Annotated in this window: 9 protein-coding genes and 1 pseudogene; 6 read left to right on the top strand and 4 right to left on the bottom strand. The window is 67.5% G+C overall.

The window, feature by feature from the left end; translation table 11 throughout:
- The first annotated feature begins 89 nt into the window (after window positions 1-89).
- Window positions 90-812, top strand: coding sequence for a Clp protease N-terminal domain-containing protein (locus tag B141_RS0119005; protein ID WP_020576774.1), 723 nt, complete (start codon window positions 90-92; stop codon window positions 810-812).
- Window positions 812-2,686, top strand: a complete 1,875-nt coding sequence (locus tag B141_RS41495; RefSeq protein WP_020576773.1) for an ABC transporter ATP-binding protein — start codon at window positions 812-814, stop codon at window positions 2,684-2,686. The genes B141_RS0119005 and B141_RS41495 overlap by 1 nt, the downstream gene beginning before the upstream one ends.
- Window positions 2,687-2,695: 9 nt before the next feature.
- On the opposite strand, the gene B141_RS41490 is transcribed toward B141_RS41495, so the two are convergent.
- Both B141_RS41490 and B141_RS0118990 read right to left on the bottom strand, forming a co-directional pair.
- On the bottom strand, window positions 2,696-3,922 hold the full coding sequence (locus tag B141_RS41490; protein ID WP_020576772.1) for an MFS transporter: 1,227 nt from the start codon (window positions 3,920-3,922) through the stop codon (window positions 2,696-2,698).
- 138 nt (window positions 3,923-4,060) lie between these two features.
- Complete coding sequence (locus B141_RS0118990) at window positions 4,061-4,930, bottom strand: alpha/beta fold hydrolase (protein ID WP_020576771.1); 870 nt, start codon at window positions 4,928-4,930, stop codon at window positions 4,061-4,063.
- 561 nt (window positions 4,931-5,491) lie between these two features.
- Between B141_RS0118990 and B141_RS51520 the strand changes: the two are divergent.
- Both B141_RS51520 and B141_RS51515 read left to right on the top strand, forming a co-directional pair.
- A pseudogene (locus tag B141_RS51520) lies at window positions 5,492-6,822 on the top strand (alkaline phosphatase family protein); the annotation flags it as partial.
- 168 nt (window positions 6,823-6,990) lie between these two features.
- Window positions 6,991-7,620: a phospholipase domain-containing protein gene (locus B141_RS51515; RefSeq protein WP_337587609.1), complete on the top strand. Its 630-nt coding sequence runs from the start codon at window positions 6,991-6,993 to the stop codon at window positions 7,618-7,620.
- A gap of 235 nt (window positions 7,621-7,855) precedes the next feature.
- Here B141_RS51515 and B141_RS0118975 read toward each other — a convergent pair whose 3' ends face one another.
- Window positions 7,856-9,931 (bottom strand): outer membrane protein assembly factor BamB family protein, encoded by a 2,076-nt coding sequence (locus B141_RS0118975; RefSeq protein ID WP_020576768.1) that lies wholly within the window; start codon window positions 9,929-9,931, stop codon window positions 7,856-7,858.
- Window positions 9,932-10,092: 161 nt separating this feature from the next.
- Here B141_RS0118975 and B141_RS0118970 point away from each other — a divergent pair, with 161 nt between their 5' ends.
- The gene (locus B141_RS0118970; RefSeq protein WP_020576767.1) at window positions 10,093-11,070 is read left to right on the top strand and encodes a hypothetical protein; all 978 of its coding nucleotides are present in this window, start codon (window positions 10,093-10,095) and stop codon (window positions 11,068-11,070) included.
- Between the two features lie 18 nt (window positions 11,071-11,088).
- Window positions 11,089-13,098: an NHL repeat-containing protein gene (locus B141_RS0118965; RefSeq protein WP_020576766.1), complete on the top strand. Its 2,010-nt coding sequence runs from the start codon at window positions 11,089-11,091 to the stop codon at window positions 13,096-13,098.
- A 34-nt stretch (window positions 13,099-13,132) separates the two neighbouring features.
- Here B141_RS0118965 and B141_RS0118960 read toward each other — a convergent pair whose 3' ends face one another.
- Entirely contained in the window at window positions 13,133-14,752 is a 1,620-nt protein-coding gene (locus B141_RS0118960; protein WP_237742738.1) for an ABC transporter substrate-binding protein, read from the bottom strand.
- Between the last annotated feature and the right edge of the window lie 165 nt (window positions 14,753-14,917).

Raw genomic sequence — 14,917 nt, 5'->3', positions numbered from 1 at the left:
CCAACCCGTCGATGGTCAGTCGCGTGTTGACCTGAAGAGCAAGTCAACGCATCGTTGACCAGCGGCCAGAGTCAGCCTACCGTTGACCCATGACTCGCCGACCGACCCTCCGGGACTTGATCGAGACAGTGCAGCACGAGGCCGGTGACGACGTGGGCGAGCAGCTCGCGACCGCTCGCGGCTTGGTTGCTGAGCTCAACGCGGCCGGAGATGCTGTGCTGGGCCACTTCGTCTATCGGGCACGTCGTAGCGGCTGGAACTGGGTGCAGATCAGCGACGCTCTTGGCGTGACGAAGCAGGCTGTGCACAGACGCTTCGCCATGAACGTGTCCGGGTTGACGTACGAACGTCTCACACCACGCGCGAAACGCTCGTTGGACGCCGCGACCGAGCACGCCAGGTCACTCGGGCACGGCTATCTCGGAACCGAGCACATCCTGCTGGGTCTCTACAGCGAACCCGAGGGCGTCGCGGCGAAGATCCTGGTCGCCGCCGGCATCGGCCCGCAGGCTGCGGAGGCCGCGGTCCTGACCCTTGCGCCTCGAGGCGGCGGCAAGCCCAAACGAACGGACCTGCCCCATACGCCCCGGACCAATGCAGTGCTCTCCAGCGCCGTGAACGAGGCGCTCGAACTTGGCCACAACTACGTCGGGACCGAGCATCTTCTTCTCGGCCTTTACCAGGTGCCGGCCGGCCTCGCGGCGCAGATCCTTCAACGCCTGGGGCTGGATGAGGACGCCGCGCGACGCGAAGTTGTCACAGCCCTGTCCGCACTACAACAAGCTGCAACCGGCCGAGAGGACGAAGACTGATGTCGCTGAACAGGCTGGCGACTGGTGACGACGGCGGCGGGCCGGAGAATGGTCGAGCCACCTTGCGGCAGGTGATCAGGTTCGTCCGGCCGTACCAGTGGCGCCTGGCGGCATACGCAGCCTTGCTGGCCGCCTCGTCGATCGCCGGAATCGTGCCGCCCCTGATCTTCAAAGCGCTGCTAGACAACGCCATCCCGCATCGCAACGTTGTGCTGCTCAATCTGCTGATCGGTCTCGCCGTCGTCTGTTACCTCGCCTCGTCGGGGCTTCAACTGCTCGGGGGATACCTGGGCACGCTCATCGGAACCGGCATCATCCGCGACCTGCGGCAGGTCTTGTTCGATCATATTCAGCGACTCCCGTTGAGGTTCTTCGTCCACACCAAGACCGGCGCGATCCAGAGCCGCCTGTACACAGATGTGCTCAACGCCCAACAGATGTTCACCGGCCACCTCTACACCGGCAGTGTCGGCTCGATCGCAGCCGACGTGCTACTTCTGGCCTTCACCCTGACCGCGATGTTCGTGTTGAGCTGGCAGGTCACGCTCGCCGCTCTCGTCCTGATCCCGCTGCTGCTGGTCGCCACGCGGTGGGTGGGCGCGCGGATGCGGAGCATGGTGCGTGAGCAGATGGACCTGTACGGCAACATGAGCGGCTTCGCTGCCGAGCGATTCAATGTCGGTGGCGCTCTACTGGTCAAGCTGTTCGGCGGCTTCGACCGCGAATCACAGGGCTTCGCCGACCGAACCGGCGCGTTGCGGCGCAACAACATCGGCGTCAACATGCTGAGTCTGCTGGTCGGAACGATTGTCGCTCTCGTCGGCCTGCTTGGCGTAGCCGCGGTCTACTGGTCCGGCTCCCACCTCATCCTGTCCGGATCACTCACCATCGGCACTGTGGTGGCGCTGGCCGCCTATGCCCAACGCGCCTACGGCCCGCTGATGGACCTGGCGTCTGCCCGAATGAACGTGCACAGCGCGTTGGTGTCGTTCGAGCGGGTCTTCGAGGTCGTCGACGCACCGACCGGTATCGCCGAACGTCCGGATGCGACACCACACGTGGCACGAGGCGACATCACCCTCGAGAGGGTGTCGTTCCGGCACGAGCCTGCCAGTGCAGGTCTGGTGCCCTCCCTCATGGCAGCCGTTCCCAACCCCGCCGCGACGGACCCTGACCATGACGAGTGGGCGTTACGTGACGTGAGCCTGCAGCTGCCGGCGGGGACAATGACCGCCGTCGTGGGACCATCCGGCGCCGGCAAAACCACCCTGTGCATGCTGGTAGCGCGGCTGTACGACGTCACGCACGGGTCCTTGACGATCGGCGGCGTAGACATCCGCGACTACACCCTGGCAGGCCTGTCCGAAGCGGTAGGCGTCGTCACACAAGACGCACACTTCTTCCACGAATCCGTACGGGACAACCTCCTCTACGCCAAACCGACGGCATCACAATCGGAGATCGTCGCCGCCTGCAAGGCCGCACGTATCCACGACCTGATCACCGACATGCCCGACGGCTACGACACCATCGTCGGCGAAGGCGGCCACCGCTTCTCCGGCGGAGAAAAGCAGCGCCTGGCGATAGCGCGCATGCTCCTCCGCAACCCGCGCATCGTCGTGCTCGACGAAGCTACCGCCCACCTCGACTCCCGCACCGAGCAATCCGTCCAGCAAGCACTGCAGGCCGCCCTGGCCGGACGCACCTCGCTGGTCATCGCACACCGACTCTCCACCATCCAGCGCGCTCACCAGATCATCGTCCTCGATCGAGGGCGTGTCGTAGACACCGGAACACACGACACTCTGCTCCAACGCGACGGCATCTACCGCGAACTCCACGCCAGACAAGCCATTGCCACCAGCTCGCCATGACTTCACGCCTCAGCCACCCACCGATCGGCCACCGACCTGGTCGCCCGCCACCGGCGGACCCACCGCCCGCAGGCCACCGGACCAGGCCAGCACCGTCGCCAGCACGCCCGCGGCCAGCGACACCAGGAACCCCGCGTTCGCCCCGTGGCCGTCGATCACCCGGCCGGCGACGGCTCCACCAAGGGCGATCCCGCTGACCAGCGCACTCGTCGACCAGGCGATGCCCTCGCTGAGCCGACTGTTGGGCACGGTCTCCTCCACCCGGGCAACACTCGCGATCATGGTCGGCGAGATCGTCAGCCCGGTGAGGAACACGATCGGCGCCAGCACACCCAGATGGGAGACGAACGGCAACGGCACCATCGCCGCCGTGATCGCCGCCGCGCCGATCCGGAACCGTGTCAACGGCGGCTTGCGCAGCGTCCGGCTGCCGAGGACCGCGGCGGAGATCATCGAACCGGTCGCGGTGATCGCGAGCAGGACGCCGGACCACGCCCGCGCGTCGGCCTCGGTGGCGAGGGCGATGACGGCGATGTCGAACGCGCCGAAGAGGGTTCCGATCCCCACGCTCGCGGCGACCACGGGAAGCAGCGCCGGCCACCCCAGCGGCGCCAGCGCCGCGCCGCCCCCGTGGCGACCGTGGGCGGGTGGCTCGGTGTCCCGCAGGGCGGCCAGGAGCAGGGTGCCGACCAGGCCGCAGCCGAGGGCGACCAGGATGCCTGCGTTCGGGCTGATCCCGGTGGCCAGGAACGTCACCACCGGTGGCCCGACCATGAAGAGCAGCTCGTCCGCCACCGCTTCCAACGCGAACGCGGTCTGCAGTTCCGGCCGCCGTCCCAGCAGGTGGCTCCACCGCGCGCGTACGTACGAACCGATCGACGGCGAACTCGCCCCGGCCACACCGGCCAGAACGATCGGCACCACCAGCGGCGTGTCCACCTCGACCGCGACGACCAGCCCGCCCAGCGCGACCGCGTGCAGCCCGGCTATCCAGGGCAGGGTCCGGTGCTGGCCGTGCCGGTCGACCAGCCGCGCCTGCAGTGGCGAGCCGGCCGCCCGGAGGACGACGTAGGCCGCGGAAACGGTCCCGGCCAGGCCGTACGAACTCGTCTTCGCCGAGACCAGGATGACGAGCCCCAGCGCCACCATCGAGATCGGGAGCCGGGCGAGCAGTCCGCTGGCGGAGAACCTCAGGGCGCCGGGTTGGCGAAGCAGACTGCGGTAGGGGGCGAACACACCCTCGACAGTAGGACCTCTCCCCCGCGGCCGGTTACCAGGTAGGCGTCCCTGCCAGGATGAGGTCGCTGCTCGCTCTCGGCGCGCACGTCGAGGCCGCCGTCGCCGGCTCCAGCTGAGGGAGGTCGCGGGCCGGCGTCAGCCCGCCTCGCCGAGGATCTGGCGCAGGGTGACCGCGAAACCGTCGGGATCACCCTTCATGCCGAACTCCCCGCCCGCGAACCCGCCGTGGTGGCTGGGGAAGGTGACTGCCTTCGTACCGAGCCGCTCCGCGACCGCTTCCCCCGCCCGGTGGGCCATCTCACCCTCCGATTCGGCTCCGACTCCGACGACGACGCGAGTCGAGGCCGCACGCAGAACGTCGAAGTCGTGCTCGTAGTGCGTACACGTGCGGAGGTTCTGCCCGAACAGCACGTCGTCGCGGGAGCCGTCGTCCTCCGTCGGCAGCCCGAAGTCGGCCGGACTCGGCACGGGCAGTTCGGCGAGATCGGCCGGGATCGGACCGCGCAGGCTGGTGATCGCGATGAACTTCGCCATCGCCGGGCCGAAACCGTCCCGCTCGTACGTCTCGCAAATGTCCATCACTGCCGCCAGCGCTTCGTCGCGGTCGGGCAGGGCCGTGGCCGACGGCGGCTCGTGCGCCACGAGCGTACGCACCTGCTCCGGATGCCGGGCCACCAGCGCGAGCCCGTTGACCGCGCCCCCGCTGCTGGCGAAGATGTCCACCGGTCCATCGCCGAGCGCGGGGATCAGCCGGTGCAGGTCGTCGGCGTGCAGGTCAGGGGTGGACTCGCCGCCGACGGTTCGTTGGCTCCGCCCGATCCCACGTGGGTCGTAGGTCACCACCGTACGATCCTGGAAACGTTCGGCCAGGCTGGTGAACCCGCTGGCGTCCATCGGCGAGCCGATCATGAGCAGGATCGGTGCGCTGCTCGCCTCGGCCTCCCGCACGTCGTAGTGCAGGACGGCGCCGGGCACCTCGATGGTGTGGGTCTTCGGCTCGGACATGGGCTGATCCTTTCTCGTGGTCGATGCGGTCACTTGGACCGGCGGGAACGGTGCACCCATCCGGCCGCGCGGCACGGTGTACAGCAGCGGCAGCGCCCGCGCCGGGCACCCACCTGCTGATCCACTTCCCTCCCTTTGGGTCGGCCACGCCGAGCGAACGTAACGACCGGCCATCCCGGCACACAATGCGCAGCTGCGCCCGTGGCTGGAATCCTGGGAAACGTGTCCGCACAGCCGACGCCACGCGCTTTTAGCATCGTGGTCTCGAAGAACAAGGACGGTGACGGTCTGCCTGTATGGATCGCCAGCACGGCGCTTGTTACGCGTTGTCCTGGCGAAGACGATCCTCCACCGTGCTCGAGCGACTCGACGCGCGTCCCGCTGAGACGGTGCTGACCCATGGAGCTGCCGGCGGCGTCGGCACCACCGCGGTGCAGCAAGCACGCCACAGAGGTGCGCGCAGGCATCAGGCCAATCAGCAACCAGCAGCGACCGTTCGTCATCCGAGGTTCGCCGACGGTGCTCCGTGGGCTCAGCTAGCGGCCCAGCGGGCCTGCTCGGATGACGAGCATGACGCAGACATCGGGACATCCCTCACGACGCCAGGTCCTCAGGGCCGGCGGTGCCACCGCGGGGCTAGCGGTCGCTGGATCGCTGCTGCCGCCGTCCGTGCACCGAGCCATGGCGCAGCCGATGCGCACCGGCGGCATCGGTGCCGTCGAGCACGTGATCCTGCTGATGCAGGAGAACCGGTCGTTCGACCACTACTTCGGCACGCTGCGTGGGGTTCGTGGGTACGGCGACCGGAACCCGCTGCGCCGGCGCACCCCTGGCACGACCGTGCTCGCCCAGCCCAACGGCGCAGGCGGTGAGGTGTTGCCCTTCTCCTTACGGGAAGCGGCAGCCGACGGCGGGCGGCCCACCAGCCACATCCAGTACCTCGGCGACCTGCCCCACGGGTTCTCCGACGCGACCCAGGCGTGGGCGGGCGGCTGGTGGGACGGCTGGGTGCCCGCCAAGACCCCCGCGACGATGACCACTACAACCGGGCCGACATCCCGCTGCAGTACGAGCTCGCAGAGACCTTCACGATGCTCGACGCCTACCACTGTTTCGTGTTCGGGTCGACCAATCCGAACCGCAACTACTTCTGGTCCGGCACAACGGGCTACGAGCCGGACGGCGTACGGCGCGCGGTCACCAACGCGGCCTACTCGTACTCGCACGCGGGGTACGACTGGACTACGTATCCGGAGCGCCTGGAAGCCGCCGGCGTGAGCTGGCAGATCTACCAGGAGTGGGACAACTTCACCGACAATGCGGTCGAGTACTTCGTGCCGTTCAAACGTATCGGCCACAAGATGCTCAAGCTCGTCGACGGTGACTTCCGCACTACCGAGGAGCTCTACGACTCGCTACACGACAGGACCGCCGACGAGCAGGACCGCCTCCTAGCCCAGCTCGTGCAGGGACGGGCCGCACTCACCGACGCCGAGCGGTCAGTGTTCGACAAGGCGATGTACCGCAGTCGCCCCGGCACCCTCCTCCGCCGGTTGCGGGACGACATCGCGGCAGGGACTTTGCCGAAGGTCAGTTGGATCGTGCCGTCGGCGGCGCTGTCCGAGCACCCCAGCGCCTCCACACCGCTGGGCAGCGCGCACCTGGTCTACGACCTCCTCGATATCGTGGCCTCCGATCCCGACACCTGGTCCCGGACCGCAATCTTGATCAACTTCGACGAGAACGACGGCTTCTTCGACCACGTGCCACCGCCGGTGGCGCCCCGGCCCGCGACGGGCAACGGTGACGACTGGTACGCCGGCAAGCCGATCGGTCTCGGCCCCCGGGTGCCGATGACCATCCTGTCGCCGTGGACCATCGGTGGGTACGTCGACTCCTCAGTAGCCGACCACACCTCCACGATCCAGCTTCTCGAGCACCTCACCGGCGTGTCCGAACCGAACATCTCCGACTGGCGGCGCAGGATCTGTTCCGACCTGCTCTCAGCATTCGACTTCACGCAGCCGGGCACCCCGCCCACGCTCACCGAGCCCGACCCCATGCCGGCACCCGTGGCCCGGTGGCGGCCCACCCCACCGGCCGAGCAAAGCGTCCCCGAGCAGGAGCCGGGCCGGCGACCGGCGCGGGCCCTGGCGTACCGGCCCACCGTCGCGGCTCGGATGGTCGACGCTGGACTGCAGGTCACGCTCGAAAACCTGGGCTCCGCGACCGCGGCCTTCGCCGTCTACCCCTACGCGGGTGAGCTTCCCGAGCCGACGTACGTGGACGTCGACAGCGGAACCACCGACACGGTGCTGGCGCTTCTCCCGCAGGGGCGATGGGACCTCGTCGTCCAAGGCCCCAACCGCACCTGGCAGGAACTCGCTGGCTCGGTGGCCGGGGCAGCAGCAGGCGTGGACGTCCGGCAGCGCCTCGTGGCCCGCCGATCCAGCCTTGGGCTCCTGCTCGACAACCACGGTCCCGCACCGGTGACGTTGCTTGTCAAATCCCTGGCCTACAGGCGCGGCGACCCGCAGCGGATCCGCGTAGGCGCTGGCCGCACTATCGAGCTCACCTGGCCCACCGAGAAAGGCTGGTACGACCTCCAGGTCACGGCCATCGAGGACCCCACGTTCCGCCGCCGGCTCACCGGCCGCGTCGAAACCGGCCGTCCCACGGTCACTCCCTAAGGACCACGCCCCCTGGCCGAACCGTGACGCCGCCGTGCTGTCTCTGGAGGAGATGGTCCTGATTCGGCCAGGACGGGCCCCTGCTCGTGGTGCGCGGGCTGAGAACGCACTTCGAGCTCGACGAGGCGGCGTTTCGAATGAGGGCGTCCCTCTATCGGTCTATTCGACAGAGGGACGCCCTTATTCGAAACGGGATCGGCACGCACGCCACACGAGCCGGGCGGTCGCTATGAGCTCAGTACCACTTGACCTCGAGGAGTAGGCCGTTCTGCACGTAGAACTTGTTCGGTCCCGGTGAGATCGCGGCGAACCCGGTCACGTAGTTCGGGCCCACGTCGACCAGCGTGTCCGGGTCGATCCGCCGGGTCCGGCCGTTGGTCGCGTAGATCGCCCCGTCGCCCGGGTCGTACTCCATGTTCACCGCGCGCGGCTGGAAGTTCGTCACCGTCGACCAGGGGTAGTCAAACTCCTTCACCGAACGGATCAGCGAGCCGTCGGTCGGCGAGATCTCGAACACCGTCCCGTACGTTATGCCGAACAGCCGGCCCTGGCCGTCGAACGTCAGCCCGTTCACACCCTGCTCGTCCGGCAACGGCGTCGACCGCCAGAGCACCGAGCCGGTGGCGGCGTCGAGCGCGAACACCTGCCCCGGATGCTTCGAGTTGTCCGAGGGGTTGCAGCAGCCGAGCGAACCGCCGTAGATGATCCCGTCGCGGTAGGTCACCGTCGAGATCTGGTTCGCGCCCTCGACCAGGCCCGAGTTCCATGTCCGCCGCTCCCCCGTCGCGGGGTCGTAGAGCGTCAAAGCGCCGTTGTCCTGGCTGTTCTTCGGCGACGTGCCGATCGCGACGTACGGACCGGCGCTCACGACGGCCCACGGACGCTCCTGCCCCTCCTCCTTGAGGTCGAACAGCTTCTTCGGGTTCGAATCGCCGAACGGCAGCGCCGGGTCGTACTCCCACAGCTCCGCGTTCGCATAGACGCCGAAGTACATCTTGCCGTTGTGGGCGCTCATGCCCTCGATCTGGTGCTTGAAGACGTACTCGGTCCACTTCGTGGTCGCCGGGTCGTACGCGACGAGGCCGCCCTGGAAGTAGCCGCCGCCGTAGATGCGGCCGTCCGGTCCCTTCGCCAACGAGCGTGGGGCGGTCGGCGTCCCGACCAGGCCGTCGGCGTAGGCGAACGTGCCCTGCTTCGTGGCCGGGTCGTAGGTCCACATGTCACCACCGCCGGTCGAGCCGTAGATCAGCTCGTGCCCGACACGCTTGTCGACGAGCCGCGCGAGGGCCTTGCCGGCACCGAGACCGCCCTTGTCGGCCTGCTCGGCTCCACCCTGGAACCCGGTCGGCGTCAGCGAGCCGTTCCGAGGATCGAACAGTGTCAATTCGCTGTTGACGTTCAGGTAGACCCGTCCCTGCTTGTCGGCCTGAGTGATCGTCTGCCCCATGTAGCCGGGGATCCGCCACTTCCACTTCAGCGTCTTCAGGTCCAGCACCCAGCCGACCTGCTCGGTCGTGCCGCCCGCGAACAGGATGTACAGGTACCCGGCCTCGTCCTCCATCTGGTACGTGTACTTGTCCGTCGGCATCCCCGGGGGTGGCGGGATCTCGACCCGCTTGCCGGTCCGTGGATCGACCTGGAAGAGCGCTGTCGTCTGCCCGAGACCGGCGTAGATCTTGCCGCCGCTCGCCTCGACCGACCGGACGTAGAGGTACTTCGAGCCGAAGTCACCGTAGTCGCGGTACTGCCGCGTCGCCGGGTCCCAGGAGAACAGCCGCCCGGGAGGCAACGGCGCCGTGCCGAAGCCCTCGGTGGTCCCGAAGTAGAAGACCCCCTGCTCGTCGGTGTCGCCCTCCCAGGTGAAGCTCGTCCGCGGCGACGGGCGGCCGAGGTCCTCGACCGCGTCCGCCTTCCAGGGGAGGCGATACACATGGCCGTAGCCGTACGTGCTCACGTACACCGTGCCGCGCTTGTCGATCGACACACCCCACGCCCCCTGCGCGCCGAGGTCTGCCGGCACCTCGCCGGACGGAGGCCCGGGAACGTAGAGCGGCAGCATGCGCATGACCCGCTTGGTGAGCGTGTCGATCTCGGCGAGGTATCCGGGCTTGCCGCTGAACGCCTGGTACGTGCGGACGGTGCCGTCCGGCATCCGCGCGGTTTCCCCGCCCGCCGCGGTGGTCGAGTACAGGGGGATCGTGCCGCGGTTCCACCACTGCGGCGTGGTCGGTGTGACGGCGGCCGTCGCTGACAAGCCGGCCACGACGGCCAGTCCCGCGATCAGCAACCGGCGCCAGCGTCGGGTTCGCATGCTCGTGCCCTCCACCTCGGGAGCTCTTGTGGTCATGACCGTAAACACGTGTGGTGTGGCCGTCAACGGCGATGCCCGGAACTGGTGCGGACCTGTTATGGACGCGGACCGAGGGGGCGCCTACCCTCTCGGTTACGGCCCCGTCCGTAACAGGAGGTGCAATGATTTCCGTCAGGAACGCCTTGGCCCTTACGACCCTCACCGTGTTACTCGTCGCGGGCTTGGTCCCGCCCGCCCAAGCGGCCAGCGCGATGACCTACGGCCCGCAGCGGATCACCGCCATTCCCGCCGCCGGCGGGGTCAAGGTCCAGTTGCTCGGCACTGTCGACGTTCCCATGCAGGCGGGCCAAACCGCCTATGTCTACTCGTCCATGAACGCGTACGCCGCGGAGCAGGTCACACTCGTCGACAACGAGGTGCTCTGCTCCGGAGCCGGCGCCAGCAACGTGGTGATGGGCGAGAACATCGACCCCGCCGGGAGCGCCAACACCGACCGCGTCAACATCACGATCCTCACCCGATTCCTCGTCTCGGCAACCTCGACCGGAACGATGGTCTGCAGGGTCTACTACCGCGGTCACTCGCTCTCCGAGCTGACCTCGGCGATCACGGTCAAAGGCGAGCTCAGGTTCGCCGCTGCCTCCGTCGGCGAGGACGTCAACGGATTCGCCATGCAGACCTCGTTGCCGAACGGGAACACCACGGTGTCGTCGATCGTGCGTACCCCGATTCTCGACCGCACACTCACGGCGAGCCAGACGAAGGTGGACGTGATCGCCGACGTCGAGTTCATGGCGTGCCACCCCTTCGACGCGAACACCTGCGGACACTCCTCGGACCGGTCCAACGCCAAGTTCACGCTCTTCGTCAACCAGATGGACGGGGACAGGGTCTGCACGTCAGCCACAGCTGCGCAAAGTTCGGTGTCGGTGCTGAAACAAACGCACCACAAGGCCGTTCCGCTCTACACCTCGCTCGATCTCGCCCCCGGCTGCCGGCGCCTGTATGCGTACGTCAAGGCCGAGTACGTGTCGGGCGCGGTCGGTTCGATCCAGGGCGAGACAAGCCCCTTGCCAGACGCCGACGGCAGCGGCACGCACACCTCGGTCATGACGCACATGTTCGCTCTTCCTCGTTGACCCGCGAGAGGATTCCGCGTGAGGCAAGGCAAAACTCTGCTCGTCCTGGTTGCGCTCGTCGCGGCCGCGCTCACGTCCACCGCCGCGGTGGCCGCGCCACCTGCTCCGGTTGGCCCACGGTCGCTGGGGATTCCCTTGCAGGACGTGCTCATGATCGGCGGCACCGTGGGTTCGCTGCCGGACGGGCGCCGGGTGATCTGGTCGGCCGTGTCCGGCACGCCCGCGTACCTCAACGCCGTCGACACATCCACGGGCACTCCCCTGCTGTCCGTCCCGCTGACGGGAGCGAGCGGCGCCTACGGCGTCGAGCAGGCACCCGACGGCTCGCTGTACGTGGGCACGTACGGCACTGGACGGCTGTACCGGCTCGCGCCCGGAGCGACACAGGCCGAAGACCTCGGCGTGCCGATCGCCGGCGAGGCGTACGTGTGGAACATCGTCGTCGCGCCCGACGGCACGGTGTACGGAGGAACCTCGCCGGGCGGCAAGGTGTTCAGCTGGAGTCCCACCACGAAGACGTTCCGCGACTTCGGCACGATGGCGCCGGGTCAGACGTACGTGAAGAGCATCGCCTACTCCCACGGCAAGATCTACGCCGGCGCGCTCGCGTCGTGGATCGTCACCGAGCTCGACCCGGCGACCGGCGCGAAGCGTCAGCTGCCAATGCCGCCCGGCATCGGCGACCCGACGAGCAAGGTCGTCAACGACCTCCGCGCCTACGGCGACTTCCTCTACGCGCGCGAGCAGACAGGCCCCGGCCCACTGCGCGTCTACGACGTCACGGCCGGGGCCTGGACCGACACGGTCGAGAGCGCCGCCGGGCTGGATGTCACACCGCCTGGACCCGACGGCCGCGTCTGGTTCTTCCGCCAGTTCGAGGCCGGGTCGTCGGAGCTCATCGCGTACGACCCGATCACCCACGCGCAGCAGCGCACCGGGTTGAAGGCGTACGGGCGCGTCGTCAACACCCGCGGCATCGGCTGGGACGGCGACGCGGTCGTCGGGCTGTTCTGGCGCGGGCTGATGTTCCGCTACGACACGTCGACCGGCCAGTCGTCGACGCTGCGGACGACCGTCGCCGGGCAGCCGACTCCCGTGCTCGCGCTCGCGTCGGGCGCGCCCGGAACGGTGTACGCCGGCGGGTTCCTGCAGGGCGGCGTCGCGACCGTGTCGACGGCCGACGGCAAGACGACGTACAACCGGTTCAGCCAGGTCGAGTCGCTCATGCCGACGAGCCGCGGCCTGGTCATCGGTGCCTACCCGTCCGCCCGGATCTACCGCTACGACGAGGCGAAGCCGTGGTACAGCTCGGAGTACTCCGACGAGGCGACGCAGGGCACGGCGAACCCGGTCAAGCTGCTCGACCTCGAGTCGCACGTGCAGAGCCGCCCGCAGGGGCTGGCCGAGGTGCCCGGCAAGATCGTGTCCGGGTCGACCCCGTCCGGCGACACGTTGGGCGGATCGTTGTCGGTCATCGACGCGCGGACAGGCAAGGTCGACCGGATCATCGACGACTTCGTGACCGACGAGGGCATCACCGCGATGGCCGCCGGCAAGCACGGCATCGTGTACGGAGCGACGTCCGTCGCCGGTGGGCTGTCGACGACGCCGCCGACGCAGGAGAGCGCGACGATCTTCGCGTACGACGTGTTCCGCAACCGCAAGCTGTGGGAGGTCAACCCGTCCGCGACGGTGACGACGATCTCAGCCGTCGCCGTCGACTCCCGCAACCGGCTGTGGGCGGTCGTCGACGGCGACGTGCTCGAGCTCGACCCGGCGACGGGGCGAACGATCCGTACGTTCGACACGTTCGTGGGCCATTCGGCGGCGGCACAGCTCGCGCTCGACGAGAGCCGCACGACGCTCTACGCCCTGGTGGGCGGGACGAAGGTCGTGCTCGTCGACACCAACAAGAAGACCTGGCGGCCGCTGCTCGACCAGCCGGCGTTGCGCATGGTCTACAACGCCGGCGAGCTGATCTTCGCCCGTGACGCCGAGCTGATCGCCTGGCAGGTTCCGAAGCGCTGACCGGGGAGCGATGCTGGTCTGCCGCCGGTAGGACCTAGGCAGGGTCCAGACCGCCCTTGAACATGAGCAGAGTTGTGAAGTTGTCCGCGTACGGCGCGTTGAGCATGATCGGGTCGTCGTCGGCAGGCCACTGTTTGACGCGGACACCTTCGAGGGCGGGATTGTTTCCGTAACGTTCCTCGATGGGGATGATCGGGAGCAGCTCGTTGAAGGCTCGCGCAGCTATCGTCACGTTGCGCTTCTGGTCCTCCTCATCGAGACCTGAACCAGCGTCATTGACGATCTTTTCCAGGTCGATCTTCCCGAACGCTTTGGTCTCCTGGACGAGGGGGAACGCGATTCCTTTGCCACCTTGGTTGGCGGCGATAGGGATGTTGTGGGTGAAGAAATCACTCACGAACGAGAAATGGGGATGGGGGTCACTTGAGGCACCCCAGGACTGCATGGCGAACTCGAAGTTGCCCTTGTCGAGATCGATGGGTTGCTGGGTGAATGTCACGCCGCGCATCGTGAGCTGGATCCCAAAGTCCTTGAGCTCGCGGCCGATGCTCTGCGCAGCGGCCACATAGTCGAAGTACTCCGCGGGGTAGGAGATATCGTACCTCGCAGGTTTCCCCTGCGGCGTGTGCCACGTGCCAGCTCGCTTGGTCCAGCCCGCCTCCTTGAACAGCGCCGCGGCCTTGGCCTGGTCATGCTCGTAGCGGTTGAGCCGAGCCTGGTCCTCCTCGGACAGCCAGGCGGGTACCAGAATGTCGGAGAAGCCGGCCATCAGCTTCACCCCCTTGTAGGACTCTCCTCCTACCTCGGCGGCCAGGTCCCGGTCGATCGCGTGCGCGAGCGCCTGCCGAGCCCGGACGTCGCGAAACTCGGGAAGCGTATCGAGGTTGAGGAAGAGACCCCCACCAGCGTAGGTGGGTGGACGCAGGATGCGGATCCCCTTGTTGACGATCTCCTTCTCGGAAGCGGTCGGGAAGCCGTGCGTGGCGTAGTCAACGCTCTTGGCGAGTACGACCGGGGTGACGTCGGTCGTCTCACCGTTGTAGAGCTTTATCCTGTCGAACTTGATCCTGTCCGCGGCCCATCCCTTGCTGTTCTTGACCAGGGTGAGCTGCGCGTTGGTGATGCTTGCGAAGTCGTAGCGGAACGGGCCGCTGGTCAGGACGTCCTTGTTGGGGTCCTTGGGACGGTAGGCCTGGAGTTCCTTGTTGAGCTTCTTGCCCTCGTCGCTGTCCAGGTCCTCGCCTGCCTCGAACAGGTCGGTTGCCCGTTGTGCGAACTCGCCGTACGTCGCGTGTGGGAGGACGTGGGCTCGCACCACGTACCGTTCGATCACCGTCGAAGGGTTGTTCATGCTGAACACCACAGTCTGTTCGTCGGTGGCTTCCACCTTGTTCACGAACTGCCATTCGGTCTGCCGCATCACCCGCCGGCACAGGAAGGTCGACAGGACGTCCTGGCTGGTGATCGGTGATCCGTCGTTCCAGGTCAGACCACTCTTGATCGTGTAGGAGAACGTTCCGGCGTCCTGGTCGAAGTGCCACTTCGCGCCCAGGAGCGGCTCCCACTTCTTCTCCTGCCAATACCACATGCCGCCGGGCAGGAAGATCAGGTCGCGGTAGATCCCCAACTCGATCGCATCAGTCACGCCCGCCATCAGGTTGAAGTGACCTTTCGGCGGCACCTGGTAGGGCCATGCGCCATGGAACTCCCGCGTCCCCTCACTACCACCTACCTCGCTGCCTCTGGCAGCGCAGGCAGCCGCAGTCACCGCTCCCGCAGCACCGAGACCCACGAGTTCCAGCAACCTCCGTCGGGACAG

The sequence above is a fragment of the Actinopolymorpha alba DSM 45243 genome (genome assembly GCF_000373925.1).
Taxonomy (GTDB): domain Bacteria; phylum Actinomycetota; class Actinomycetes; order Propionibacteriales; family Actinopolymorphaceae; genus Actinopolymorpha; species Actinopolymorpha alba.
This window is presented reverse-complemented; position numbering and strand designations above follow the sequence as displayed.

Coding starts and splice junctions, on each gene's coding strand:
- B141_RS0119005 (WP_020576774.1), top strand. CDS start 90: ATGACTCGCCGACCGACCCTCCGGGACTTGATCGAGACAGTGCAGCAC.
- B141_RS41495 (WP_020576773.1), top strand. CDS start 812: ATGTCGCTGAACAGGCTGGCGACTGGTGACGACGGCGGCGGGCCGGAG.
- B141_RS0118990 (WP_020576771.1), bottom strand. CDS start 4,930: ATGTCCGAGCCGAAGACCCACACCATCGAGGTGCCCGGCGCCGTCCTG.
- B141_RS51515 (WP_337587609.1), top strand. CDS start 6,991: ATGCCGGCACCCGTGGCCCGGTGGCGGCCCACCCCACCGGCCGAGCAA.
- B141_RS0118975 (WP_020576768.1), bottom strand. CDS start 9,931: ATGCGAACCCGACGCTGGCGCCGGTTGCTGATCGCGGGACTGGCCGTC.
- B141_RS0118970 (WP_020576767.1), top strand. CDS start 10,093: ATGATTTCCGTCAGGAACGCCTTGGCCCTTACGACCCTCACCGTGTTA.
- B141_RS0118960 (WP_237742738.1), bottom strand. CDS start 14,752: ATGGCGGGCGTGACTGATGCGATCGAGTTGGGGATCTACCGCGACCTG.